Raw genomic sequence first — 24871 nt, 5'->3', positions numbered from 1 at the left:
TTTTAGTATCCGTCGTTTTGTTGAAGCTGATTATTAGAGGCCTGTATCTCCGTACGCGGAATTGGCAGCCAGTAATGCTTGTCTTCAAACTTACGGCCGTCCAAAGCTACCTTAGGTGTGTAGGTAAATCCTGTGCCCGTTTGGGTGATAATCACCCCGGCGGCAGGCTTGTTTTCGGTTACCGCGGCTATTTTCCAGCGGCGTACATCATAAAAACGGTGCTCCTCGAAAGCTAATTCAACGCGTCTTTCATAACGTACAGCAGTTTGCATCTGCTCCTTTGTTAAACCGCTCGGCAAATCGGGCATGTTTACGCTTGGGCGCTGCCTGATCATGTTAATGGCCTGCCTTGCCGAAAAAGTTGATCCGGTAGGGATCACATCCGGACCGTAAGCTTCATTGGCAGCCTCGGCAAAGTTTAGCAATATCTCGGCATACCTGAAATAGATCCACGGCTGAAAGCCTGCATTGCCCCATGGGTTTTGCAGCGGATAAGAATCGTTCATGAATTTTTTAAGATAATAGCCTGTTTTAGTAGTATTCCAGTTATCCTGACCATCCTTACTATCCTTACCGCCCGGTATAAAAGTTTCTATGTTACGTTCGCGATAAGCGGCGCCGTTATATAAAATGGTAGCAGCAAAGCGCGGATCGCGGTTTTCATAAGGCTTTGTGGCATCATAACCCGATGTAGGATCGGTAATTGGTTTACCGTTGCGCATCTCATAGTCGTCAACCAGGTTTTGCAGCGGTGTGTTACCAGCCCACCCTCCGTAGCCGTTAGGTCCGTTAGCAATTTCGAGGTGGGTATGGTTGGCATTTTTGGTGAAGTATCTCGAAAAGATAGCCTCATTATTTTCGTTTACTAAAAACAGGTTAGTGTAACCGCCGGTGTAAATACTATATTTATTGAGGTTGATAACCGCCTGCGCGGCATCAACCGCGGCAGTCCAGGTACCGGCGTTGTAAAGCGGACTCGCGGCATACAACAGCAAGCGCGATTTTAAGGCCAGTGCAGCGCCCTTGGTGGCGCGACCGGCCCACCATGTTTCACTATTATTTAGAGGCAAATCAGCCGCGGCAGCATCAAGCTGTGCCGAAACATAATCTATGCTCTCTTTAATAGTAGCACGTTTAAACAAGGTAGGGTCTTGCAGGTCATCGGTAAGGTTAACTACCCTATCGCCCATAAGCACTACGCCGCCATAATTACGTATAAGATCCTGGTAGCGGAAAGCTCTCACAAATTTCAGCTCGGCTTCCAGCATTTTTTTGTGCAGCTCACTCATGGTAAGCTTTGGCAGTACACTTAAGGCATAATTACACTCACGAATGCCCCTGTAACTGCGTCCCCATAATACGCCGGCGCTTCCCAAATTTTCCGGCGCCAGTTGTCCTCTTTGAATCAACCAGGTAGCATCGTCGTTATTGTAGATGGATTCATCGGTAAATGAGCTCATCATACTGTATTCAAATCCACGGCCAAAACCGGGATTTGAGCCGTCGGCTTCTTTGTCCTGCAAACGCGCACCTATGTAACGGTTGGTTACAAATGCCTCAAAAACAGAGGTATCACTTTCTATGGCCGATGTAGCTATCCTATCGGTAGGTTGCACATTTAAGAAATCTTTTTTACATGCCGTTAACGATGCTATGGCGCATAACGTTAAAAATAACGGCCTTTTATATGTTAATTTCATTTTTAAGTGTTAAAATTTAACGTTGGCGCCTATGTTAATAATTCGCTGTTGCGGGTAGAATTGTCCGCTGCCGCTGTCACCTTCAGGGTCATAATCTTTAACCTTGGTAATGGTAAACAGGTTGAACCCGCTGGCATACAGCCTTAAACCACCAATTTTGAGTTTTGACAATACCGACGATTTGAAATTGTAACCCAGCTCGGCATTTTTAAGACGCAGAAACGATGCGTTGTTTAACCAAAAGGTATTATTGAACTGCCCGCCGCTGATAGCGTTCGACGCGCGATCGGTAACCCTCGGATATGTTCCGTTGGTATTGCTTGCGCTGTAACGGTTATCTGCCCAGCTGCTGTAGAAGTTACCTATACTACCCGACTCAGGTAATACATACTGGCTTACCTGTGCCTGTCCTGAAAAGAGTAACGACATATCGAAGTTTTTGTACGACGCATTGAAGGTAAAACCGTAAGTAATTTGCGGGATGTTACTATACTTGGTACGTGTTTGGTCATCCGCATTGATCTTTCCATCGCCATTATGATCCTCATAGATCAAATCGCCTACTTTAGCGCCCGTAACGTGCGGGTAAGCATCCAGATCGGCCTGTGTACGGAATATACCTATACTATTGTATAACAGGTAAGCATTTAAAGGGCGGCCTGTTTTACGCTGATAATCAAGGGTACCGGCGGCTTCGTCAATAAACAATACTTTACTTTTTGCATAGGTAATATTACCCGACAGCCCCCAGTTAAACTCGCTGCCGGTATGGTTGTAACCCAAAGTTCCTTCAAAACCGTTGCTGTTTACTTTACCTATGTTTTCTGAAGGCACCAGCGGATCAGACCCATAAGGGTTTACGATACCTGATGACCCGGGTAATGAAGCGTTACGCGCGGTCAATATACCTGATCTTTTTTGCTGGAAGTAAATAGCCTCCAACGTAAAGTTTTTCAGGAATACGGCGTTAACACCTATATCAAGCTTTTTAGCTACCTCCCAGGTAATATTAGGATTGGCCAGCTTTACCAGGTTAACACCAGGCTGTATTACTGATGCATTGTCTTTTGGATTGATGGCCGCAAAGCCGTTGCCCACGAGGGTGTAGTTATCAAAATACTGGAAACCATTTACGTTATCGTTACCCAACGAACCGTATGATGCACGCAGCTTTAAATCGTTGATAACTTTTACCTTATCGGCAAACCAGTTTTCTTTTGAAATGCGCCAGCCCACTGATGCCGAAGGGAAATAGCCCCATTGTTTACCCTGCGGAAATATCGACGATCCATCGGCACGGAACTGACCTTCAAACAAATACTTTTCATCAAAGCTATAGGCCAAACGGCTGATCACGCTTCGGCGATTATAGTTTGAGCTGTAGCCCGAATTTAAGAAATCGGTAGCCGCGGTACCACCCTGCGAAAGCTCAGGTAACGAGGTTGACAGATAATTGAAGCGTTGCGCGTCAAAATACTCGTAATGGTTTTCGCTTTGCTCGTAGCCAACAAAGGTATTGATATCGTGCTTGCCAATACGGCGTGCAAAATTCAATTTGATGTTTGAGGTAATTAGCGATGTGTTATTATGCACTTCGGTTAAAGTAGCATTTTCGTTATTACCGCCTACAATTACACTTTTATATAAATCTGTAGCCTGGTCGTAATTGTAAAGCAGGTATGGTTTGTTAAAGCTTTTGCTAAAGGTATTTGATTTATCCACAGAGAAAAAACCATCCAGTGATAAACCGTCCACTCCCGGAATTTGGAAACTACCTCTTAAAATAGCATTAAGCGTTTGAGTAGGACTTTTTACCGAACCACCGATATCAGTAACCTGTACCGCAGGGTTTTCGTTTTCGAGCCCACGTGTTGGCAAACCATTAGGATAGTATGCCGCTATAATTGGTTTAGCACGGTATATCGACCTGAAGATACCGCCTGCACCTACCTGCGGAAAGAAACGGTCTTCTTCCCTGCCTGATAATGACAAACCAACTTTCAGGCGTTTTGATACATTGGCATCAACATTTGTACGGAAATTGTATTGTTTGTACTTGGTAGCGCCGTTCTTGTATAAACCATCCTGGTTAACGGTACCCAATGAAACAAAGTACTTTACATCCTCATTACCCCCGTTGATAGAAAGGCTATGCTGATTTTGCGTAGTAACATCCTTCAGCGTTTCCTTGATCCAGTCGGTATTAGGATACAATACCGGGTCAGAGCCATCCCTGAACTTTTGTATCTGTTCTTCAGAATAAGATTGGTTTAGGCCACCCGTCGGGCTTGAATCATAGCTGATCTCGTTCATGATCTGCGCGTAAGTGGCAGCATCAGCCATTTGCGGTAAACGTGTTGGCGAGCTAAAGCCCTGGTTAAAGCTGTAATTAATGGTTGGTTTACCGGTTTTACCTTTTTTGGTAGTTACCAGTATTACACCATTAGCGGCGCGGTTACCATAAATAGCAGCCGACGCGTCTTTTAATACCGATACGCTTTCAATATCGTTAGGGTCGAGACGTTCAAGGCCGCCTACTTGCCCGGGGATACCGTCAACTACCACCAGTACGCTGTTGCTACCTGTAGTAGCTAAACCACGTATGGTAATGCTTGAACCATCATAACCCGGCTCACCACCACGGTTATTGATCACCACACCCGAAAAACGGCCTGCCAGCGAGTTAGATAAGTTAGGCTGCGGGCTCTTCACCAGATCGGCACCCTTAACCTGCGATATTGAACCTGTTACGGTAGCTTTCTTTTGCGTACCGTAACCTACTACTACCACCTCGTTAAGTGATTTTGAATCGGGCTGTAATTGTATGTTGATGGTAGTTTTGGCAGATACCGTTACCTCTTGTGTAACATAACCTACCGATGAAAATACCAATACATCACTCTCGCCGGCTACACGGATACTATATTCGCCCTTAACGTCAGACATGGTACCGTTGGTAGTACCCTTTACGCTAACACTTACACCCGGCAGCGGGCTTCCCTTTTCATCGGTTACGGTACCTTTTACGGTTGTTTCGGCCTGTTTAGCCGTTTTGTAATGACCCGGTGTTTTGTTAATGCTTGTATTGGCATATCCGGTATCTGCCATTAAAAGCAGACCGGGTAAAATGGCGGCACACACATACATTGCCTTTTTTGACGACCATGGCGGCGAAAATTCACACAGTAAATTTTTTCTCATTTTTTGTAATAATTAGTTTTAATAATTGGTTTGGCTAAAGCAGAAAAACCGGTACGGTGATTAATTGGATTGATCGATCAATGGATATATCCACTTATCGTTTCCGAAATAATTAGCATGGTTTAACTGGTTTACAAGTGCTAAATTGGTGCTAAACCAATAATTTGGCAGGGGGTAAATGCGCAATATTACAGGGGTGAACAGATAATTTCACCCCCTAAAACGATAAAAACAAACAATACGGACAAAACCACAGGTTGTTGAGATAAATACAGCCGAGCCCGGAAATAAAATTATCGCCGGCCTGCCCTGGCCAATTCGGGACTGAGGTTTAGATTATTGGAGAATGGCTTGCGGTATTTCTTAATATACTGCGACGGATTCATGTTAAATACCTTGTTGAACTGCTCCCTGAAATACTTGGCATCGTTGATACCCACCAGGTAAGAGGTTTCCAAAATGGTATTATCGGTATTGATAAAGATCTCCGCCGCCTTACGCAAACGAATGAACCGTATAAAACCATTGGCAGATTGCCCCGAAACCGATTTTATCTTTTTATACAGGTTTGACCGCGACATACCTATTTCATCGGCAAGTACCTGTATGGTAAAATCGGGCTCGGTAATGTGCAGTTCAACTATGCGGATACAGTTATCCAAAAAGTCTTTATACTCGGCAGATATACGCAGATTGTTCGAGTTGAGCGTTATCTCGTTATAAAAATACTTTTGCAGGTTGTTCTTACTTTTCAGTATACCCGCCACACGCGCCTTAAGTATCTCCTTATCAAAAGGTTTACTTATATAATCATCGGCACCGCCCTCAATACCCTTCAGCTTTATCTCGGGCGAAGCGCTCGCGGTTAATAAAACAATGGGCACGTGCGATATAGTAATGTCTTCTTTTACCAGGTTGCAAAGTTCAATACCGCTCATGCCCTGCATCATTACATCGCATATCACAATATCGGGCAAGTGTTCTTTTATCATGCGGTAGCCATCCTCGCCGTTATCGGCCTCGTATAAAATATAATCGAGCTTAAAAACCTGCTTTATGTATTCCCTTATGTCGTTATTATCATCAATAATGAGCAGGCTTTTGTTGTCGGTAGCTAACTGCTCATCGTACAAATTTTCGTCGGCGGCTTCAACTAACTGGTTGGCGGTTATCTCATCCTCAATCAGTTCCTTTAAAAATACCGAGCCGGTATCCGCATTGTCCAGCACGAGATCCGCGGGCAGGTGGTTTCGTCCTTTAAGCAGTGTAATTGAAAATGTAGTACCCTCGTTGATCTTGCTTTTATAGCTGATGTTGCCGCCATGGCCTTCAATAAAGCTCTTTACCAAGTACAGCCCTATACCAAAGCCTCCTTTTACCGACGTGCTGCCATATTGATCCTGGTAAAAACGGTTGTATAGCTTTTCGCCCGCTTCTTCGGTTATGCCGCAGCCAGTATCGGCTATGGCTATCTGTATGGCATCGGCCAATAAACTTACCGTAACCTTTACCGTGCCGCCTTCGGGGGTAAATTTAATAGCGTTAGATAACAGGTTGAACAGTACGATCTCCATTTTCTCCCTGTCGGCATATACTTCAATATAATCTTCGGCGCAATCAAATTCAAAGGTAATGTTTTTGGTGCGTGCCTGGTGCGTAAAGCATAAAAACACCTCCTTGGCCAAATTAACCAGGTTGAGGCAGGCAATATTCAACTTATCGGCCTCGGCATCAGCCTTACGGAACAGCAATAACTGATCAACAAGGCTCAATAAACGACGCGCGTTACGATAAACAATGTTGAGGTTGGTGGTATCCACATTTTTATCATCCTTGTAAAGCAACTCCTTAACCGGGTTAATGATCAGCGTAAGCGGCGTGCGAAACTCGTGCGAAATATTGGTAAAGAACGATAGTTTCTTTTCGCTGAGTTCTTTCTCTTTTTCGCCCTCCATGTGGGCTATTTGTATTTCGTATTTCAGTTTAGCCTGCCTATCGCGGTATAAAATATAAGCGTAAATAATACCACATACAGTAGCCAGGTACAGCAGGTACGCCCACCATGTTTTATACCATGGCGGGGTAATGATTATGGTTATCGACCGCCCTTTTTCGTTCCACAAGCCATCGTTATTGGAGGCTTTTACGTGCAATACATACTCGCCCGGGTTTAAGTTGGTATAGGTTGCCTTACGCTGTTTACCTACATAATTCCACTTTTTATCAAAGCCCTGTAACTGGTAGGCGTACTCATTCTTTTCAGAATGGCTGTAATTTAGCGCCACAAACTCCAGCGAGAAAACACTTTGACTGTAGTTGAGCACTATTTTACCGGCCGTGGTAAGGCTTTCCTTTAAGGGCGATTTTTTACCCGGCAACACCGTTTTGTTGAACACTTGGAAATCAGAAAAATACACAGGCGGGGCATCGCGGTTATACTTAATATTAAGCGGATCAAAATATACTACCCCATCGTTACCGGCTATATACATTTCGCCCGATGGCACTTTGCTTAATATGGTGTTCACGTAAACGCCATCGGCCTCATCAAAATTTTTAACCTCCAGCGTGGCCGGGTTAAACATGGCAATGCCTTTACCGGTGGTTGTCCATAAGTTGCCGCGTTTATCTTCGGTAATGTTGGTGAATACGTTGCTGGCAAAGCCATTGTTTTTAGAGTACACCGTGAACGAATCGCTTTTGCCATCGTACTTATTTAAGCCATCGGGCGTGCATATCCACAGGTTTTTATGGCTATCCATAAATATGTTATTTACGGTATTGCTGCTAATACCGCCACGGGCCTTATTATTGATCATGTACGTACGGAAACGCCTTGTTTTTTGGTTGAAACGGTTAAGCCCGCCGCCACTGGTACCTATCCATACATCGCCCACCGCATTTTTTTGCAGGCAATACAGGTGATTATTGCTTAGCGATGCCGGGTTATTGCTATCGTTATAATAATGGGTAAAGCCGCCGGTTTTGCTGTTATATATTTTGAGGCCCGCATCCGTAGCCAGGTAGTACTCGCCGGGGTTTACTTCCAGTATATCCCTAAAAACATCCTCATTAAATAAACTGCCAATGGCCGAGTGGTGCTGGTGGTGCAAAAACGTATTGGTGTTTTGGTCGAACTGGTCGAACCCGTTCTCGGTTAGTACCCACAGTGTATTGCGGCTATCAAAATACAGGCGAAGGATCTCGCTGCTGGCCAAACTTTTAGGGTTAGCATTGTGTGTAAAAGTGGTATTGGTGCCCTTTTTATAGTCGAACTTTAACAAGCCGTTATTGGTAGCTATCCAAAATACCGAATCGCGCACGGTAAAATCTTTAACCTCTTTTTGCCTGAGCGATAATGGCAGCAGGTTAAATTTATATTGCTTAAAATCGAGCTTGGTAAGGCCGTCTTTAGCGCATATCCAAACGATGCCACCCCTGTCGGTATAAATATCACCGTTTGACAGGCTGGCCAGGTCTTCAATTTTTTGTTGTTGCTTGCCATTGGTGTTCAGCCAGTAAAAGCCGGTATTGCCACTTACCAGCAACTCATGTTTACCGGCGTTGCCAATATTGTATATGGTAGTATTATTTTGCGCGCCGCAGGGCCAGGCGGTAAACACGGCAGTTGCCGGGTTAAACTTAAAAAGCCCCTTCCAATAAGTGCCTACCCATATTTGCCCGTCACCCGCGTAACAAAGGCTCCATATATCGTTCGGGTTTTTTTGCCCCGGGGCTTGTTGCTGTTTGTAATTGCTGAAATGCCTGCTGCGTTTATCAAACTTATTTAAACCACCGCTCCAGTTGCCCAGCCAAAGGTTGTTCGCCTTATCTTCAATTATGGCATTTACCGATTTGCCCTTCATGGCATAAGGGTTGCCTGCATCGGGCCGGAATACCGTGAACGTGCGCGTTTTTTCGTTGAAAAGGTTAAAACCATCATCGGTACCAATCCAAACCATGCCCTGCCTGTCGGCCAGTAAGGCCCACACTTTGTTATTGCTTAGCGAGGCGCGGTTATTGTCCTGGTGATAAAAGCGTTCGAATTTTTCGGTAAGCGGGTCGAATATATTGAGGCCATCCATGGTGCCTACCCAAATGCGGCCTTTTTTATCTTCGGCCAGGGCGGTAATGTTATTGTTGGTAATGGTTGAGCTATCGCCCGATGTGTTTACGAAAGTTTTGAAGCTGTAACCATCAAACTTGCACAAACCGTTCTCGGTACCTATCCACATAAAGCCGCGTTCATCTTTTAACGCCGCGGTAGTACTTTTTGATGGCAGACCATCATTAATAGTATAGGTTTTAAGCGCGTAATTACCCGGATCGAATTGTTTACCGGCACTTTTTTGCCATACCTGCCCTGCCGCGTTAAAGCCAAAACATACAGATACAATAAATAAAAACACGGGCAGTACTCTCATTACTAATTTTGAATTTACGCGTTACCCTATTCTTTTCCGTATGCAAGCCGGCAGAGTAGCAGTTTGATAATTTGGTTGTGGTAAAAATAGGTAAAATTTTATCATGTAAATAGCATGCACAAGAGCATACATTATCTTACACATTAAAATAAACGTAACACAATAAAAATCAATGCTTTAAAATGAAGCTACTGTTTATTTTTGTTGAAATAAGTTGAGGCTTGGTCTTTTCAGCCTTTCTTTATAGAGGTATAAAGCTGATGATCAAGCTTTTTAATAGTTAACAAGATGATGAATGAGAATGCAAAAATTCCTCCTCACTTATATTTTCTTGTTTCTTGATTCTTATTTCTCGGTTCTATCTTCCGATCTCTTGTTTCTTGATTCTTATCTCTTGGTTCTATCTTCCGATCTCTTGTTTGTTGATTTTTATTTCTCGGTTCTATTCTCTGACTTCTTGATTCCTGATTCTAATTTCTTGCTTCTCTTTGATTGTTTCTTGATTCTCAACAAGGGCGTTGCCTTCGGCCCGTGCTGTACGCTCATACGCGCACAAGGCATTAGGCGCAAGGCCGGTATCCGCTGCCATCACTAACGCGGGGGGCGGTAGTTAATTAGATATATACACGGGTGGACAGAGGAACGAGACATGCGTAGCCAGCGATGTACTAAGGACGTGTGATTAAGCAAGATAAAAAATATACAAATCAGAGAACTTATGCACAATGATATGAGTTTTTAACACCATGTTTTTTTTACAAGGATTTATTTATCTTTGATTATGCTGGTGTGAAACGATAGCGTTCACTTGATGCATACGCCTTAGAGTGTGGCAGGCTTAGTACCAGGTTTTGTATTTGGTGTCTGTGTTTGACAAGCTCACTTCTGTGCACCTCCCATTACACAGTTACTTGCAGGTTAAGGGTAACCGTTTCTGTGAATTTGGGACTTTTAAAGGAGCGGAAGGTCGGGCGGCCTTCAGTTATTTTCAAAAAAGTTGCAAAAGTGCGAAAAAAATGCATCTTTGCTTAGGCTGGTACAATCTGGCTTGAAAATGATGAAAGTTAAAAAACAATAGGTTTGAAGTCGGACAAGGTTCCCTCTTCAGACAGAAGAAACGAGGTTGGTGTAATTCAACGATTAATTGCATACGCCTTAGAGTGTGGCAGGCTTAGTACCAGGTTTTGTATTTGGTGTCTGTGTTTGACAAGCTCACTTCTGTGCACCTCCCATTACACAGTTACTTGCAGGTTAAGGGTAACCGGTTCTGTGTAGCGGTTTTTCTATAAATTGCAACCTGCATGAGCTGCACGCTCGGACCCGCATTCATATATGAATGACAAAAACTACTATATTGACGGAAGTTGCATCCGTTAAAGCGCTTAAAACTGCTTGGCAGTTATTAAATAAATCTAACAGGGATTCTCGTGGAATATCCTCTATAACAATTAAGAATTTTGAAGATCGATTAGATTCCAATTTAGAAAAACTATCTACTGAGCTTCTGTCTGGCAAATTCCGTTTTTCGCCTGTTCGAGGAACAACTATTAAGAAAAAAAATCTTCAAGCTAAGTTAGTATCACCACAGGGGCACCTTAAAAATCTAAGACCTTTAAGAATTCCCGAAATAAAAGACAGGGTTGTACATAAAGCACTGGCAATTGCAATTGAAAGTCACATATCTCATGCATTTAATTTAAAGAATGATTCCAGTTTTGCTTATCAAAAAGGCAAAGGGATAGAAAATGCCATCTTGAAAATGGGTATGTATTTTAACACCGGCTATAAAATCATATTGGAGGCAGATATAATTAAATTTTTTGACACTATTAATTCATTAGAACTTATAAAAAAAGTACAAACAGCCTTACCTGATGATTCGATTAATACTTTGTTAGCAGATGCTGTAAAACAACAAATTGGTAATATTGATGAGTTAAAGAGTAAAAAAGTATTTGAACTCTATTTTGAAAACTCCGAAGCTGGCATTCCTCAGGGCAACGCATTGTCGCCTCTTTTGGCAAATGTTTATCTGTCTTCGTTCGATGAAAAAATGTCAACATCGGGGTTTAAATTAATTAGATATGCTGATGATTTCATCGTCATGTGTAAAACATTTGAAGAAGCAGGAAATGCTTACGAAATTGCGTTAGATGAATTACAAAATAAGTTAAATCTAAAACTTCATCCATTAGGTGCCGATAGTAAAACAAGAATAGTAGATCCTCGCCAACACGAATTTAGTTTTCTTTCGGTTAGATTTGATGGTGAAAAATTCACTATACATCCACAAAAATTAAAAGAGTTTTTTTTGAAACTTAAATGCTTGGTTTCTAAGCAGTCTCGAAGCGAATTGTATCCAAATGAAGAAATTGGGTTATTTCAGGCGCTTACAAAACTTAAAAATTTAACGGATGGGTGGATAGCCGCATATTATTTTTTAGATTGTGACAGACAAATCGACGAGTTAGATAAATTTATAAATATTTTATTGGTTCAAATATTTGAAGATTTTGGCCTTTCGTTGAAAAAAAATGTCTTAGTTGAAGAATCTTTAAAGGGGCAGCGTCGAAAAAATCTTGCATTATCTTTGAAACAACGTAAAGCCACAGGTATTAAACTTTGTACTGAAACACTAAATAAGGTTAGAGATGGTATATCACCTTTAAGGCAGAGGATTCAGGAGTTACTTATCGAGGAGCATAGCTAACATATCACCCTGCTGGCGTATGCGTGCCGCGTGTACCTCACCCATCCCTCCTCCCCCGCGTAAGGGATAGAAGTGGATACCAGCCATGTGCCTAAGGCTTTGTGCGCGTATGAACGTATAGCCCGACCCGCAGGGATACGCCCATGTTTAAATTCCGTAATTCTTTTTCGGTAAACAACCCATAGTTTTATCAATCCTCCCGCTATATTTGACCAACCAACAACTATACCATGAAACAAGGACTATTGATTGATATGGACGGCGTTATTTACAGCGGCGAAGAAATGATTTACGGCGCTGATAAATTTATAGCTCACCTTTTAAAAGAAGATATACCGTTCACCTTCATGACTAATAACAGCCAACGTACTACCCTCGAAGCTGTGCGCAAACTCAAACGGCTGGGCATTACCGTAGAAACCAAGCACGTTTATACCAGCGCCATGGCCACCGGCAAATTCCTGGGCGACCAAAGCCCCAACAGTACTGCCTATGTTTTAGGCGAGGGCGGTTTGCTTACCAGTTTGCACGAAAACGGTATTACCCTGGTAGACTCCGACCCTGAATTTGTGGTATTAGGCGAAGGCCGCAACTTTACACTGGAAATGGTGCAACGTGCTATAGACATGATACTTTCGGGCGCTAAATTCATCACCACCAACCGCGACCCTTCCCCAAAAAAACCGGGATGGAACAACCTCGGCATTGCCGCTACCACTGCCATGATTGAGGAAGCTACCGGTAAAAAAGCTTTTGTAACTGGTAAGCCAAGTCCGGTAATGATGCGCTCGGCAAGGAAATTCTTAGGCCTGGAAACCGCCGAAACCACCGTAATTGGCGACACCATGGAAACCGATATACAAGGCGGTGTACAAATGGGCTACAAAACCATACTGGTACTATCGGGCATTACCGCCCAAAGTCAGCTTGGCGACTACGCCTTTAAACCCGACATGGTGGTAGGCTCGGTAGATAAGATACAGTTTCCGTTGAAGTGGTGGTAGTAGGCCGTTGAGCTTATCGTCCACCTGTCATCTCGAAACGTAGTGAGAGATCTTCTTCGCCCTGTAAGTCTGCTACTTATACAGTGAAGAAAATTTCTCCTCGTTCCTCGTCGAAATGACAAAAATTAATATTACTAATCTTACTTTCGCTCATTTATAATGCCAATCACTATTAAGCACTGATCACAGATCAGCGCAAGTGGTAACTTGATAATAGCTTTCATAAAAAGCGTGGGGCAATGTGCGCTTCCCTCCCTTGGGAGCATAGCCGTCAACTCACCCGGTCTACGCTTCGCTGGACCACCCTCTCTGCTTCGCAAAGAGGGTGAAAAAAAGCAAAGCCCCTCTTTCCGCTTGCGGAGAGAGGGGTGACGAGCGAAGCAAAGTCGGGGTGAGTTGATATAACCCGTTTAAGCAAATATCACCTTCCTACTTATCATCCACAAACACCCTTTTCACCGCTTCGAGATAGCCGTAGCCGTATACGTTGTCGGGTTGCAGGTAGCTGGTTTCGGTCCATTCGTTCCAGCTGTTGAGGGTAATGAGGGGCGCTTGTTTAGGGTGCGCGTCGGCATAGGCTTTGGCTGCCCGCAGGGCTTTTTCAAAGTTTGCAGGTGTATTGTTCTTCACCACAGCGCTGCTCCCCGTACGCGGACTGTTATCCCAACCGACACTAATGTGCGGGTAATACGTTAGTTCAAAAGTGGTATCAATACGGGCCCATTCCTTTTTAACGCCTTCCATAATGTTCATGTAATCATCGTTCACGTTTACAAAATGCGCAAACTGGTAATGAGTGGCGCTGGTAAAGCCAAGCTTTTTAACAAAGGCGTTCTCGGGGTTTTTAGTCTTGCTGCCATCAAACCCGCTATAATTTACGTTGATAGACCACATGGTAAGTTGCAGATCGAGCCCCGGGAAGCCGGCCTTTTTGGTTTCGTTCTTAAACCATTTCAGCGCGTCAACCGCCTGCTCTACGCCGCCAAGGCCGTCAATCAGCTGGGGCAAATCGTATATCATAAATACGGGCTTACCATCAATTTTATAATATTGCGGCAGCTTAAAATACTTTTCAATATTGCGTTTACAAATCTTTTCAAACTCGGCACGGCTTACCTTGCCTGCCCAAATCACATTGTTTTCGTTGTATTTATTGAGGCGGGTATCCCAGGTGTTCACCACATCGTGGTTGGCCCACATCAGGTAAAACTTCATTTGGTCAACATTGTCGGCCTTTAAAAAACCGTTGTCTAAGGTAGTCTCCATAAACGGGCGGCCATCGTACCAGTACCAATCAAAAATAAATACGTTTACGCCATGCTTAACCGCCTGGTTAATCTCCATGGACATTACAGCCGGGTCGGCCTCGTTCACCGTTCCCCACAGCGGCTTGCGGTTCCAGTAATGGCCGGGATACCGCTCCTGCATGTTGGTTACGGTTTCCCACTCGCCAATACCCAATGGCCAAAACGGGCGCAGGCGCGGGTCGCCGGTAGCATAAGCCGGGTACAAAAATGCCGCTACATCATAATGCTGTTTTGGCTGCGTTTTTTTAGCCTGCCCCATGGCTGTATAACAGCAAAACAGCGCAAGTATGGCAAGCGGTAAATTCAATATCTTTTTAGGTTTCATGAGCGCGATTGGTTTATAACCTTCAAACCTACTTGTTTTTCGCGGTTAACCTTCCTGTACTTTCATGCCGCTATTAAGTAAATACTATTGGGTCGATGAAACTCTCCGTTATTTTTTATAACTATGTATATGATGTTACCTGCTACTATAAATGAAGTACTTAGCAGCCTTGATGCTATAATTGCCGATTGCAGGCAGCGGAACAGCCGTGTAGGTTATTTCGCGGTACTATACCGGCAAATGACCCTGGCCGTTAAAAACGGAATGACCAATAAAGCGTTTGAGGATGCCGCCCGCATGGAAAAGTTTGATGTAATATTTGCCAACCGCTACATCAGCGCATGGGATGCTTACAAAAACAAGAAACCGTGCAGCAACTCCTGGTGTGCCGCTTTTGATGCCTGCGATACCGGTAACCTCATTGTACTGCAGCACCTGTTATTGGGCATCAACACCCACATCAACCTCGATCTATCCATCGCCGCGGCCGAATGCTGCCCCGGCGATAGCATTAAGGGGCTGGAGAAAGATTTTAATAAGATAAACGAGGTGATCGCCGTACTCAGCAATAACATACAGGAAAAGCTGAGCCAGATTTGGTTTCCGCTGCGTTTCCTCACCAAAATAAGCAACAAACGGGAAGAGGCGGTACTTAACTTCAGTATATCCGCAGCCCGCAAAGCCGCCTGGGCAAATGCGCTGCTGCTTGCTTATGAGGATGCCCATACCAAAACCCAACACATTAAACTGATTGACGATAACGTATTTCTGATTGCTCAACGCGTTATAAAACCGGGCTTTTTTGTAAGCTTTTTACTAAAGCCTGTGCTAATGATGGAAAGCAAAGATGTAAAAGGCCTTATCGATGTATTACAGAAAGAAGATGCGAAAGCAATGTTGATTGCCAAATAGTTAATAAATGTTAAATCTTTTTCGTGATATGCCGAAATGATGGCTTGAGTGATGATTTTTAGTCCATCTGTAATTTAAATGATACCATCACAAGCACACTTAAACGATTTATTTTGATATACTTGTGGCACCAAACCAGCCACAATTAAATGAAACCTAAAAAAACCTTAGTTTTAATAATTCTATTTTTTTTATTTCCGTTAGCCTTATTGGCGCAAGCAAGCCTGCCTGATAGCTCAAAGCTCGTCAAACTACGTATCGATCCTGTTAATTCCCTCGGCGCATCTGTTTCTGATGTTTTTAGCGAGGTAGAATTTATTCCGCTTGAAACAAGTAAAGATTGCCTATTTGGCAATATAGAAAACCTGAAGATTGTAGATGACCATTTCGTTTTTTTCGATTATGATACCCGGTCGGTATACATTTTTACTGCCCAGGGGAAGTATAAGACAAAGATAGATGCCAAAAAAGTTCCGCAGGAAAGAAGTAAAAAAGAAGAAAACAACTTTTATGGTTTCGTAGTAGAACAAGTAGATGGTAAAGACAGAATTGGCATCTATACCAGAAAAACTATGTTCTTTTTTGATTTGGATGCTAAACTGGTAAAGAAGGTATCGCATGACGATCCGGTAAGGAAAAATAACAGGCCAAAAACTTATTTCAAATCACAGGATGCCTATGTAGAAACTTATCACCTCGAAAAAAAGGATAAAGATTCTATCTATTACGAAATTGTAACTTACAACAATAATAAAGAAACAGGCAAATATTTTTCGTACAATCCGGATAAGTTCAGAACCGACTCGCCAATAGGCAACGGCACCGGTGTATTTGATTATGGTGCAGATAAAGAAATGTTTTTTGTACGCCCGCACGACTATACACTTTACCTGGCTACACCCGATAAACTCTACATGGCTTATCGTTTTATTTTTCCGTTCAGCCTTACTTTACCAGCCGATTTTTCAACAGCAGAAGAATACAAGGGCAAGAAATTTGAGTACCTCCGAAAAAACGACAAAAAGATTTACGGTATTGGCAACACCTACCAGATAGGCGATAACTTGTTTTTTAAAACCCACCAAATGGAGTTTAACCAATCTCAAAAAAACTCTTTTGTTTATAATTTTAAAAATGGCAGGCTGCTATCAATGGTCGATCTGCAACCCGATACTTTGTCGCAATTTTTACCGGTAACAGATGCAGGGCTGGGTTACGATTTTAGGCAGCGTGGTTTTCAGCTATACAAAGACGGCTATTTTTACACCACCTATTCATCATTGGTGCTTTATACCGTAAAAGATCAAAATGCCGACAAAAAACGCACCTACGATGACCGTTTAACGCAGACCTTTAAAAAAGGCAGCCGTAAAGACAACCCTATTATAGTTAAGCTTAAACCTAAAACCAACTAAACCTTATGCGCCTTATTTATACCATGATCGTTAGCCTTATTTTGCTAACGGGCTATCAGCACACGTATGGGCAAGCCAAAGCATTGTTACCCGGCAGCGTAAAGGGTTTACTTAAAGACACCGCCCGCAATTATATTTTACGCACGGCTACAGTATCTATATACAACGCTAAAGACAGTACCCTGCTAAACTACCAGCTCACCAATGGGTCTGCCGAGTTCAATATTAATAACCTGCCGCTTGATGTACCGCTTAAACTGGAAGTAAGCTATACCGGCTATGCACTGCTCGAAAAACCCTTTACCATACCTGCCGCTGCCAAGGTTTTTGATTTCAAAACCATTTTTATGCAGATGCGAGATATTACATTGGAAGAGGTAAAGATCCGCGTTCCTCCTATCTCTATGAATGGCGATACCCTCGAAATAAATCCATCAGCCTTTAAGCTCGATTCTAACGCGGTGATTGAGGATGTACTGCGCCGTACTCCCGGCGTGCAGCTATGGGGCGACGGCGTAATTACCGTTAACGGACGCGAAATAAAGAATGTGTATGTAGATGGCAAACCCTTTTTTGGCGGTAATGCTAAAGTGGCCTTGCAAAACCTGCCTAAACAAGCTGTACAAAAGGTACAGGTGTATCGTGAACCAAACGAAAAAAACCTGCTCGACTCTACCCTCACCATGAATCTGAAACTAAAAAAGGCCAACAAATTCGGGATGTTCGGTAAAATTAGCGGGGGCTACGGTACCGATAAACGATACGAGGGAGATGCCAATTTGAATATATACACCTCAAAAATGCAGATAGGCATAGTGGGTGCCAGCAATAATGTAAACAAAACGGCTTTCAGTGCTGATCGTCTCCTGCAAAACTCTACGTTTAAAGGCGTAGGGGCCAATGTTGATTATCAACCCGATTTTAGGGCTACGGGCATTACCAAGCCTACATCGGGTGGAGTCACCTTTAAATACGATTTTTATGAAGACCCGAAATGGGATAATAAAAACACCTTAAGCGCCGATTATTTTATACAACACCGCTCTTACGAAAACACAACCCTGAGCAGTACCCAAAATACCATAGGCAATGCCGATCAGGTTTATAACGAATATCAAAACAGCGACCTGCAAACTAATAACGATCAAAAGTTTAATACCAGGTATGAGCGCAATAGCCGAAAGGGAACCTTAAACGTTTCGCAATCATACAATTACGGCAACAACGAAGCGACCAATCAGTCAATTACCAACTCTTTAAACAACAACAGAGATATGGTAAGCAGCAACACCACCGAAAGTAAAAACAGTTCGGATTATAAGAACTTCAATTTTACGGCAGAATACCAGCGCCGCAGCTGGGATTACCCGCGAAAAGGGTTCCCGCTGTTTAATAATTTAAGGGCTAACTACGAGTTTGCTTTGAACGACAGAAACAACGAAAGCAGTAACCTGTCAGATTTCCGGTCGTTCATTAACACGGCAGGCAACCGCAAAATAAACCGCCAATATGACAACACCGTTAACGACGTAAACCATAAACTATACCTGGAGTTTCCGGGGGTTGACGATGTGATAAAAGAAGACGGTTTCAGAAATATCGACATAGTACTAATCAACTATACAAGGTTAAATACCAACAAAAACAGAAACGGCGTAACCGATTTGGATACGCTTACCGGTGCCTTTATCAATAACGATTACCTGAGTAATGATTTAAAGACAGATTTAATTGAAGAAATGCCCGAATTACGCGTTCAGCGGTCTTTTTATAAAAGCCTGTCGAACAGGTTTAATAAAAGCCTCAATATTAGCGTTAGTGCTGTACAAAACTTCACCAGCCAAAAATCAAGATCAATTAAAGCCTTCCAAAATATTGATCGTTCGTACAGCCGCTTATTGCCCAAAGCATCCATCAGCGCATCCGACTACCAATACGGCGAGTATTACCGCTCATTAAGTTTAAATTACGAAACCAGCATACAAATTCCGCAAATATGGCAGCTTGCCCCACTGGCCGATAGCACCAATGTATACAACCTTATACGCGGTAACATAGCCCTAAAGGAAGCCAAAACGCACTCATTATCTATAAACTTTAACCATTCCGACCAAAAAACAAAGAATGCGTTTAACCTTTATGCCAGCGTATCGGCTTCAATAGTGAACGCTGCCATTGTTGATAGTGTAAAAATTGACAACCAAAACCGTCGCGAAATTTTCTACGCCAATGTAAACGGGCAGCGCAATCTTTATGGTTATTTTGAGGTTAGAAAAGCATTTGATTTAAAAGCAGGGCAGCTGCAATTACGATATTACTCCAACATTAATTACCGAAAAACACCCGACTATATCAACGGCGCTTTAAATGTATCCAACTCGGTGAATAATGATAATAATTTGAAAATATTTTACTCTTTTAAAGATAAATTAGCCGTTGAAGCGGCTACGTCCTTCTCGCCATCAAGCTCTAAACAGTTGCTGTTCAATACTAAATACAGCAGCAAAAATTACAGTAACAGCCTAAGCACTAGCTATAACGTTACCAAACGTTTTAATTTGAGCAGTAACATTATGTTCAATAAAAGCACATCATCAAACAACGTTAATGTTAATTTCACCATCTGGAATGCCAGTGCTACCTACCGTATGCTGAAAGGCAACAATGCCGAAATTAAACTGGCCGCGCTCGATCTGCTGCATCAAAACACCAACATCATCAACTACACCGGCGCTAACAGCCTCACCACAGGTACCCAAACCGTACTGAAACAGTACTTTATGGCTACGCTATCATACTATCCGCGTTTTTTCGGTACCGGCAAGTAGTTGTGTTAGATGCAAGAGTTAAGAGTCAGGAGTCAGGATGCGAGGAAGAAATGGGATTACGGAGATGTTTGTTTACATGCAACAGTTAAGAGTAGGCCGCCGGGATTTGGAACAGAAAGAAAGCCTTACGAAGTTTTAAAAACTTCGTAAGGCTTGGTTTTACGGTATGTTTTAGTCCGTGATTTCTGGTTGCCTGTCGCTGACAATCTTCTTGTTTCTTGCTTCTCTAATCTTGCCTCTAATTCGGATGAGGCACACGCGGCACGCGTGCGCCAGCGGGATTAGCGGCAGAACATAGTCGGAATAAAAGTATTACTTGCCTACAGCCACAGGATGGGAAAACTATATAAAGATCATGCCGGACTTGTTTCAGCATCTCACGAGCAAGGTAAACACTTTGCTTATCTGAGACTTTTCTAATGAGGTGCAGAAATAAATCCGGCATTGTAGATTAAGCATTTGATATCCCCAACACCTTTGAAGCTAATACCGGGTAAATTAAATTATAGCAAGCACTTGGTAAGATTTAGCGTTTAATCTGCATAAAACCTTTCGCGTATATCCACCAAAATGGTTTCTGCTATTTGAATATCCGGTTTATCGGGCAAAGCACATTCTTCATACACCTCTTTTATCCGTTCCATTTTGTCTTCAACCATTTGCATCAGGTAATCAAACTCAAATTCGCCGTTACGTATTTTTAACAGAAAATCGCGATCCTCACGCTTTACTATTACCTGCCGGTAAAGTGCTATTTCTTCGGCCATATTTAACAGACGAAAAGTGTGCATCATATTTTTAGCATCGTAGCTTTTACCGTGCGACAGCGTATTCCAGTACCGCAGTTCATTCCTTTTATACTCCCATTCCCGGTACTCTTTGTATTCGCGGCAGTAAACAGAATAGCTATCCTTATTGAAATTCATCACGGCCACATGTTCCAAATCTTTAGGTACCGAACTTAACTGCACGTCATCAGCATCAGGACCTGAAATAATGCCCTTAAACCGGCCTTCCGTTAATTGCTTTTGATGATATAACAGGTACACATTTCTGAAATGATCTAAACTTACCAACCCGCATTCTTCCTGGTTAAAGCCATGTTCTTTTAACCATTCGGTTAGCGGAACGCTGCCATTGTTATGTACCACAAAACAGAAATCCAATACCGATTTACGTTCGGCATTCAATGGCTTGTTGATCTTTTTATTTAAGCCACGCGCCTTTTTTATTTGCGTTTGGGCATATCCGGCAAAAGTATCCAGGCATAGTTTTGATAAATAGTCTTCAGGTTTTATCAATTCCATTAATGGATGCTTGTGTAATACATGTTCTTTGGATGTACTCAACAACTCCAGTATGTTGGGGTTATTTTTGGTGAGTAATTCCAAAAAACGGCCTATCTCAAAGTATACCTCATCATTGGTCACATTCGCTATCTGATCTTGCCGCTCAAAACCGTATAGCTGTTTTTGAGGCATAATGAAGACTCCTTTCTTATCCACATCCGAACCGGTTATATTAAGATTATACGCTGTACTGCCGCTGATGCAATCCAGTAATATCAAATCTTTTTGCTGCTTTAACTCCTCGTAAGTCATGGCCGGATATATTTTCTGAAGATATTGTTTAATGCATCGGGTTGCTTTCTTTCTGATGGCAGTGTAGCTATACGCTCTTTGCACCTGTTAAGTGTGGCCGTTAACCAATTATTGAGTAGCTGCACTGGTGCTATCAATGCTTTTTCATCGGCTATTTTCTTCTTCTCCAGCAGCTCATCAATAGCTTGCTGAACGGTATTATCGGTTATCATAACCCTTAGCTTTTCAAACTCCATTGGTGACACTGATTGCTTCTCCACTATCCACAGGCAGGCCAGTGCCGGGCGCAGGGCATAAAAATAGCGTTTCAGCTTTACCTGTTCCGTTTGCAGATCATCCCGAAGCGTATTGTGCGCCATTGACAGGTAATGATTAGCGCCGGAACGTAACGAAAAGTAATCAGCCATTAGCTTACGCAAGTCATCGGCAAAACCGTAATCATCCCGGTATATTATTGGCGATTGCAGCCACTCATATAATGTACTGTTTGATTTCAGGAATAACTGTAACGCTTTTTTAAGATCCCAGCCGCCTATATCCAATACCTCGTTTACAGGCAGGCCAACATTGTCGGGCATTTCTGTTATGCCCAGGTAATTGTTCATTGGGCGGGCATATATAAAGCGCACATCAAAATCACTATCGGGCGAGGCAAAGCCCCAGGCCCTGCTGCCCGATTCGCAGGCGTAAAGTATGGTTATATTTTCGTACTGCTCCAGTTCGAGTAGTTTTTGTAGTATTATCTCGTTCATAATAAATGGTATTATAACAAAATGAAAAAGCAATGATCGGCCTGTGTCTTTCAGGATTCGAACCTGCCCGCTTACGCGGTTTCACCAGCGAAGTATCACAAACCTACGGCATCTTTCATTAAGTATCTGTTAAAAAAGGGCAATAAACAACCGGTGATCTTTTTGCTAAACTACTAACGAAATTAATCGCCGGTTGGGGTTGAACCAACGTCTTTCTGCCTTGTGGCAGCATGTTCTAACCGATGTATCACACAGTTTACGGCACCTTTTTAAGGTTTAGGTAATTGTAAGTTTTAAAGAAGAGCGACAGTCGCAAGAGGCTTTTGTTAAAAAACGTGACGGGTTTCGAAGTAACTCCCGCTAACGGCATCTTCTTTATTTTTAATATCTTAATTTAAAAAGAAGGGTAAAAAGCAATAAGTCATCCATCCCGCCCGTAGCATAGCCCGGCATCGGTTCCTTGATCGAAGTAAGACTTATTTACGACACCTTCTTTTATATTTTTACAAGGAGCAACAAGCGAACGCGGGATATTTGTGAGGAGTTGAACCCCATACAGTTACACTGTACTGACCGCAGCGTTTTCAATTTGGTGCGAAGTAACCCGTTTCTACGGCATCCTTATATGCTTTAGTAAGCTGAAGGCAGAAAGCATAAAGCTTTTTGCCTTAGCCTTTCCGCTTTCAGCTCAAATTATACTTCTATTTCATTAATAGCGTCCAGTGCCGAGTCGCCGTTTTCTATGGCGGCTAACACCTCAAAAACCTTATCGCTCCAGCCGGCTATCAGGTATACATCATTGCGCAATACTTGCAATGGCGCTTGCCCGTAGCCCTGCAAATCGAACAGGTAGAGTTTCGCGTTTGGCGATACCTCGGCCTTGTAGCGTAACCATAAGGTTTGTATATCGTCGGCAGTGTTTTTGCTGTTCCATAACTGGGCATCGGTAAACATAAATACCTTATCCATTTTTGCACGGCGCTTTAAAATATCCCTGATAACCAGGTAGCCATTGGTGCTGTAACCCACCTCGCCCTCGCGGCGATAAAACTCCTGCACGTTACCCAATATGTTGTTACGCGGTACAATTATGGTTTTCCATTTATCGCCAAACATACCTACCTCCACATTTTTGCAGCGGCTTTGCAACAGCATAGCCAGCATGAGCCCCACATCGTACAGCAAGATCTTACTTTTGGCCGATACCGGTTTTTGCATCGATCCCGAAACGTCGCACGCCAACAGCACACGGGTTTCGTGGTTAAACCCTTTAATATTGGCAGCACTGGCCTGCACAGCTTTTTCCAAAGCAGTCAGCATTTCGCCGGTGTAACCATTGTTACTGCCGTCTATTAAATTGGTTAGCTTGTTAACCAATTTTTGAGCGGGCGTTTTAGCTACCACAGGGTTTACCAGCTCGCGGTAAGCCGCCAGGTAACGAAACGGAAACTGCTTAGCCCTGGCCACCTCATCGGCATTAGCTATGTGGGCACATACCTTTTCAAAATGGGCATAGCTTACACCTGCCTGCTGTATGTTGCGCAGATTACGCAGCAAGGCCATATAACCCAGCTTGCCGCTGTCTATCAACTCCTCCCACTTAGCTCGAAACGCTTCGGCCTTAGCCTCTTCGCTGTCAAAATTCAGCTGCCCCAATGCCGATAGTTCGGTTTCCCAGGTGTATGGCGTTTGCAGGTCATTATTAGCTATTTTGTTAAACAGCACTTGCTGCAATTCGTCTTTTGCTTTTGGGTGCACCAAAAACAAGGCATCGCGCAGTTTAATGGCGCCATCGCGGTTGTATTTACCAAACTGATACTCATCAAACCGGTTAAAGGCAGCCTGCAAACCCTTTTGCAATTGCTTGCTTAAGCGGTTCAGCTTTTTAGTGCCGGCACGCTTGTTTAGTAACTCGTAACAGGCCAATAGCTCGGTAATTTCATCGGCACGACCGATTACACCATCGGTAACCCGGGCAACCAGATTATCGCCCGAGTGCAGCGCGGCCAATTCTGTAACCAGCACCAGCGGTACCGAACGCATATACATTTTTGTACGGGCATACACCGCCAGCTTGCCCACAAACACGGGATTAGAAGCATATATCAATTTGCGCAGACGGTTTAAACGCGCCTCGTCTTTTTCGTAAAAGGAATCGTTTAAGCTCCAGGTAACCACGGCGGTGTACAGCTCCATTTCGGGTGATAGCGTAAACGCTTTATCACCGGCGTGGTTGATTATCTGGTTTTTAAATTTGCTTAACAGGTTGAATTTCATTGTGAACCTCCTTTTTTCTTTATTGTTGATACAAAGATTACGAGGCACTGCGCAGTGTATTTGCGTAGATGAAATTATTTTGAATTATTTTTCCGGTTTTATAAAATGGATGGTATTTTCAGTAGTGTATTGTTTGATTGGTGATAAGCGGATCTCATAACTAACTCACCCGGTCTACGCTCCGCTGGACCACCCTCTCTACTTCGTAAAGAGGGAATGAGAAATAAAATATAAAGCTCTAAGCGATACCGCACGAAGCAATGTCGAGGGGTGCGTAGATAATTGCGTAGATAATAATATAGAATTTAAGTAATCACCTATTTAGTTGATGGCTGTACTCCTTAACGTAGATGTTCATTAGCCAAAGCAATGAAACAGGCAGGCAGACCTAACGTGCTTTGTGCAGCGCGACAAA

General features: G+C 43.1%; 12 protein-coding genes. 5 read left to right on the top strand and 7 right to left on the bottom strand.

Going from position 1 to position 24871, the window contains the following annotated elements; translation table 11 throughout:
* Positions 1-2: 2 nt before the first annotated feature.
* The 3 genes from ABD894_RS07730 to ABD894_RS07720 form a co-directional block, all read right to left on the bottom strand.
* Entirely contained in the window at positions 3-1700 is a 1698-nt protein-coding gene (locus ABD894_RS07730) for a RagB/SusD family nutrient uptake outer membrane protein (RefSeq protein WP_345210431.1), read from the bottom strand.
* A 9-nt stretch (positions 1701-1709) separates the two neighbouring features.
* Positions 1710-4901, bottom strand: a complete 3192-nt coding sequence (locus tag ABD894_RS07725; RefSeq protein WP_345210430.1) for a SusC/RagA family TonB-linked outer membrane protein — start codon at positions 4899-4901, stop codon at positions 1710-1712.
* Between the two features lie 293 nt (positions 4902-5194).
* Positions 5195-9325 carry a hybrid sensor histidine kinase/response regulator transcription factor gene (locus tag ABD894_RS07720; protein WP_345210429.1) on the bottom strand — a complete coding sequence of 1377 codons (4131 nt, stop codon included), beginning with the start codon at positions 9323-9325 and terminating at the stop codon, positions 5195-5197.
* A gap of 1336 nt (positions 9326-10661) precedes the next feature.
* Here ABD894_RS07720 and ABD894_RS07715 point away from each other — a divergent pair.
* Together ABD894_RS07715 and ABD894_RS07710 are read left to right on the top strand one after the other, a co-directional pair.
* Entirely contained in the window at positions 10662-12035 is a 1374-nt protein-coding gene (locus ABD894_RS07715) for a reverse transcriptase domain-containing protein (protein ID WP_345210428.1), read from the top strand.
* Between the two features lie 230 nt (positions 12036-12265).
* Positions 12266-13039, top strand: a complete 774-nt coding sequence (locus tag ABD894_RS07710; RefSeq protein ID WP_345210427.1) for an HAD-IIA family hydrolase — start codon at positions 12266-12268, stop codon at positions 13037-13039.
* Between the two features lie 429 nt (positions 13040-13468).
* On the opposite strand, the gene ABD894_RS07705 is transcribed toward ABD894_RS07710, so the two are convergent.
* Entirely contained in the window at positions 13469-14671 is a 1203-nt protein-coding gene (locus tag ABD894_RS07705) for a glycosyltransferase WbsX family protein (protein WP_345210426.1), read from the bottom strand.
* A 129-nt stretch (positions 14672-14800) separates the two neighbouring features.
* Here ABD894_RS07705 and ABD894_RS07700 point away from each other — a divergent pair, with 129 nt between their 5' ends.
* The 3 genes from ABD894_RS07700 (at position 14801) to ABD894_RS07690 (ending at position 19826) form a co-directional block, all read left to right on the top strand.
* On the top strand, positions 14801-15583 hold the full coding sequence (locus ABD894_RS07700; RefSeq protein WP_345210425.1) for a DUF5995 family protein: 783 nt from the start codon (positions 14801-14803) through the stop codon (positions 15581-15583).
* Between the two features lie 149 nt (positions 15584-15732).
* Positions 15733-16998, top strand: coding sequence for a 6-bladed beta-propeller (locus tag ABD894_RS07695; protein WP_345210424.1), 1266 nt, complete (start codon positions 15733-15735; stop codon positions 16996-16998).
* Between the two features lie 5 nt (positions 16999-17003).
* The gene (locus ABD894_RS07690) at positions 17004-19826 is read left to right on the top strand and encodes an outer membrane beta-barrel protein (protein WP_345210423.1); all 2823 of its coding nucleotides are present in this window, start codon (positions 17004-17006) and stop codon (positions 19824-19826) included.
* Positions 19827-20359: 533 nt separating this feature from the next.
* Here ABD894_RS07690 and ABD894_RS07685 read toward each other — a convergent pair.
* The 3 genes from ABD894_RS07685 to ABD894_RS07675 all read right to left on the bottom strand — a co-directional run bounded on the left by ABD894_RS07685 (position 20360) and on the right by ABD894_RS07675 (position 24456).
* Entirely contained in the window at positions 20360-21427 is a 1068-nt protein-coding gene (locus ABD894_RS07685; protein ID WP_345210422.1) for a DNA polymerase beta superfamily protein, read from the bottom strand.
* On the bottom strand, positions 21424-22179 hold the full coding sequence (locus tag ABD894_RS07680) for a nucleotidyltransferase domain-containing protein (protein ID WP_345210421.1): 756 nt from the start codon (positions 22177-22179) through the stop codon (positions 21424-21426). The genes ABD894_RS07685 and ABD894_RS07680 overlap by 4 nt, the downstream gene beginning before the upstream one ends.
* A 693-nt stretch (positions 22180-22872) precedes the next feature.
* Complete coding sequence (locus ABD894_RS07675; RefSeq protein WP_345210420.1) at positions 22873-24456, bottom strand: TROVE domain-containing protein; 1584 nt, start codon at positions 24454-24456, stop codon at positions 22873-22875.
* Positions 24457-24871: the final 415 nt, after the last annotated feature.

This window comes from Mucilaginibacter gynuensis, from assembly GCF_039541195.1.
Classification (GTDB): Bacteria; Bacteroidota; Bacteroidia; order Sphingobacteriales; family Sphingobacteriaceae; genus Mucilaginibacter; species Mucilaginibacter gynuensis.
This window is presented reverse-complemented; position numbering and strand designations above follow the sequence as displayed.

Bases quoted from the DNA above. Each gene is read 5' to 3' on its own strand.
- ABD894_RS07730 (WP_345210431.1), bottom strand. From the start codon at position 1,700: ATGAAATTAACATATAAAAGGCCGTTATTTTTAACGTTATGCGCCATA.
- ABD894_RS07725 (WP_345210430.1), bottom strand. From the start codon at position 4,901: ATGAGAAAAAATTTACTGTGTGAATTTTCGCCGCCATGGTCGTCAAAA.
- ABD894_RS07720 (WP_345210429.1), bottom strand. From the start codon at position 9,325: ATGAGAGTACTGCCCGTGTTTTTATTTATTGTATCTGTATGTTTTGGC.
- ABD894_RS07715 (WP_345210428.1), top strand. From the start codon at position 10,662: ATGACAAAAACTACTATATTGACGGAAGTTGCATCCGTTAAAGCGCTT.
- ABD894_RS07710 (WP_345210427.1), top strand. From the start codon at position 12,266: ATGAAACAAGGACTATTGATTGATATGGACGGCGTTATTTACAGCGGC.
- ABD894_RS07705 (WP_345210426.1), bottom strand. From the start codon at position 14,671: ATGAAACCTAAAAAGATATTGAATTTACCGCTTGCCATACTTGCGCTG.
- ABD894_RS07700 (WP_345210425.1), top strand. From the start codon at position 14,801: ATGATGTTACCTGCTACTATAAATGAAGTACTTAGCAGCCTTGATGCT.
- ABD894_RS07695 (WP_345210424.1), top strand. From the start codon at position 15,733: ATGAAACCTAAAAAAACCTTAGTTTTAATAATTCTATTTTTTTTATTT.
- ABD894_RS07690 (WP_345210423.1), top strand. From the start codon at position 17,004: ATGCGCCTTATTTATACCATGATCGTTAGCCTTATTTTGCTAACGGGC.
- ABD894_RS07685 (WP_345210422.1), bottom strand. From the start codon at position 21,427: ATGACTTACGAGGAGTTAAAGCAGCAAAAAGATTTGATATTACTGGAT.
- ABD894_RS07680 (WP_345210421.1), bottom strand. From the start codon at position 22,179: ATGAACGAGATAATACTACAAAAACTACTCGAACTGGAGCAGTACGAA.
- ABD894_RS07675 (WP_345210420.1), bottom strand. From the start codon at position 24,456: ATGAAATTCAACCTGTTAAGCAAATTTAAAAACCAGATAATCAACCAC.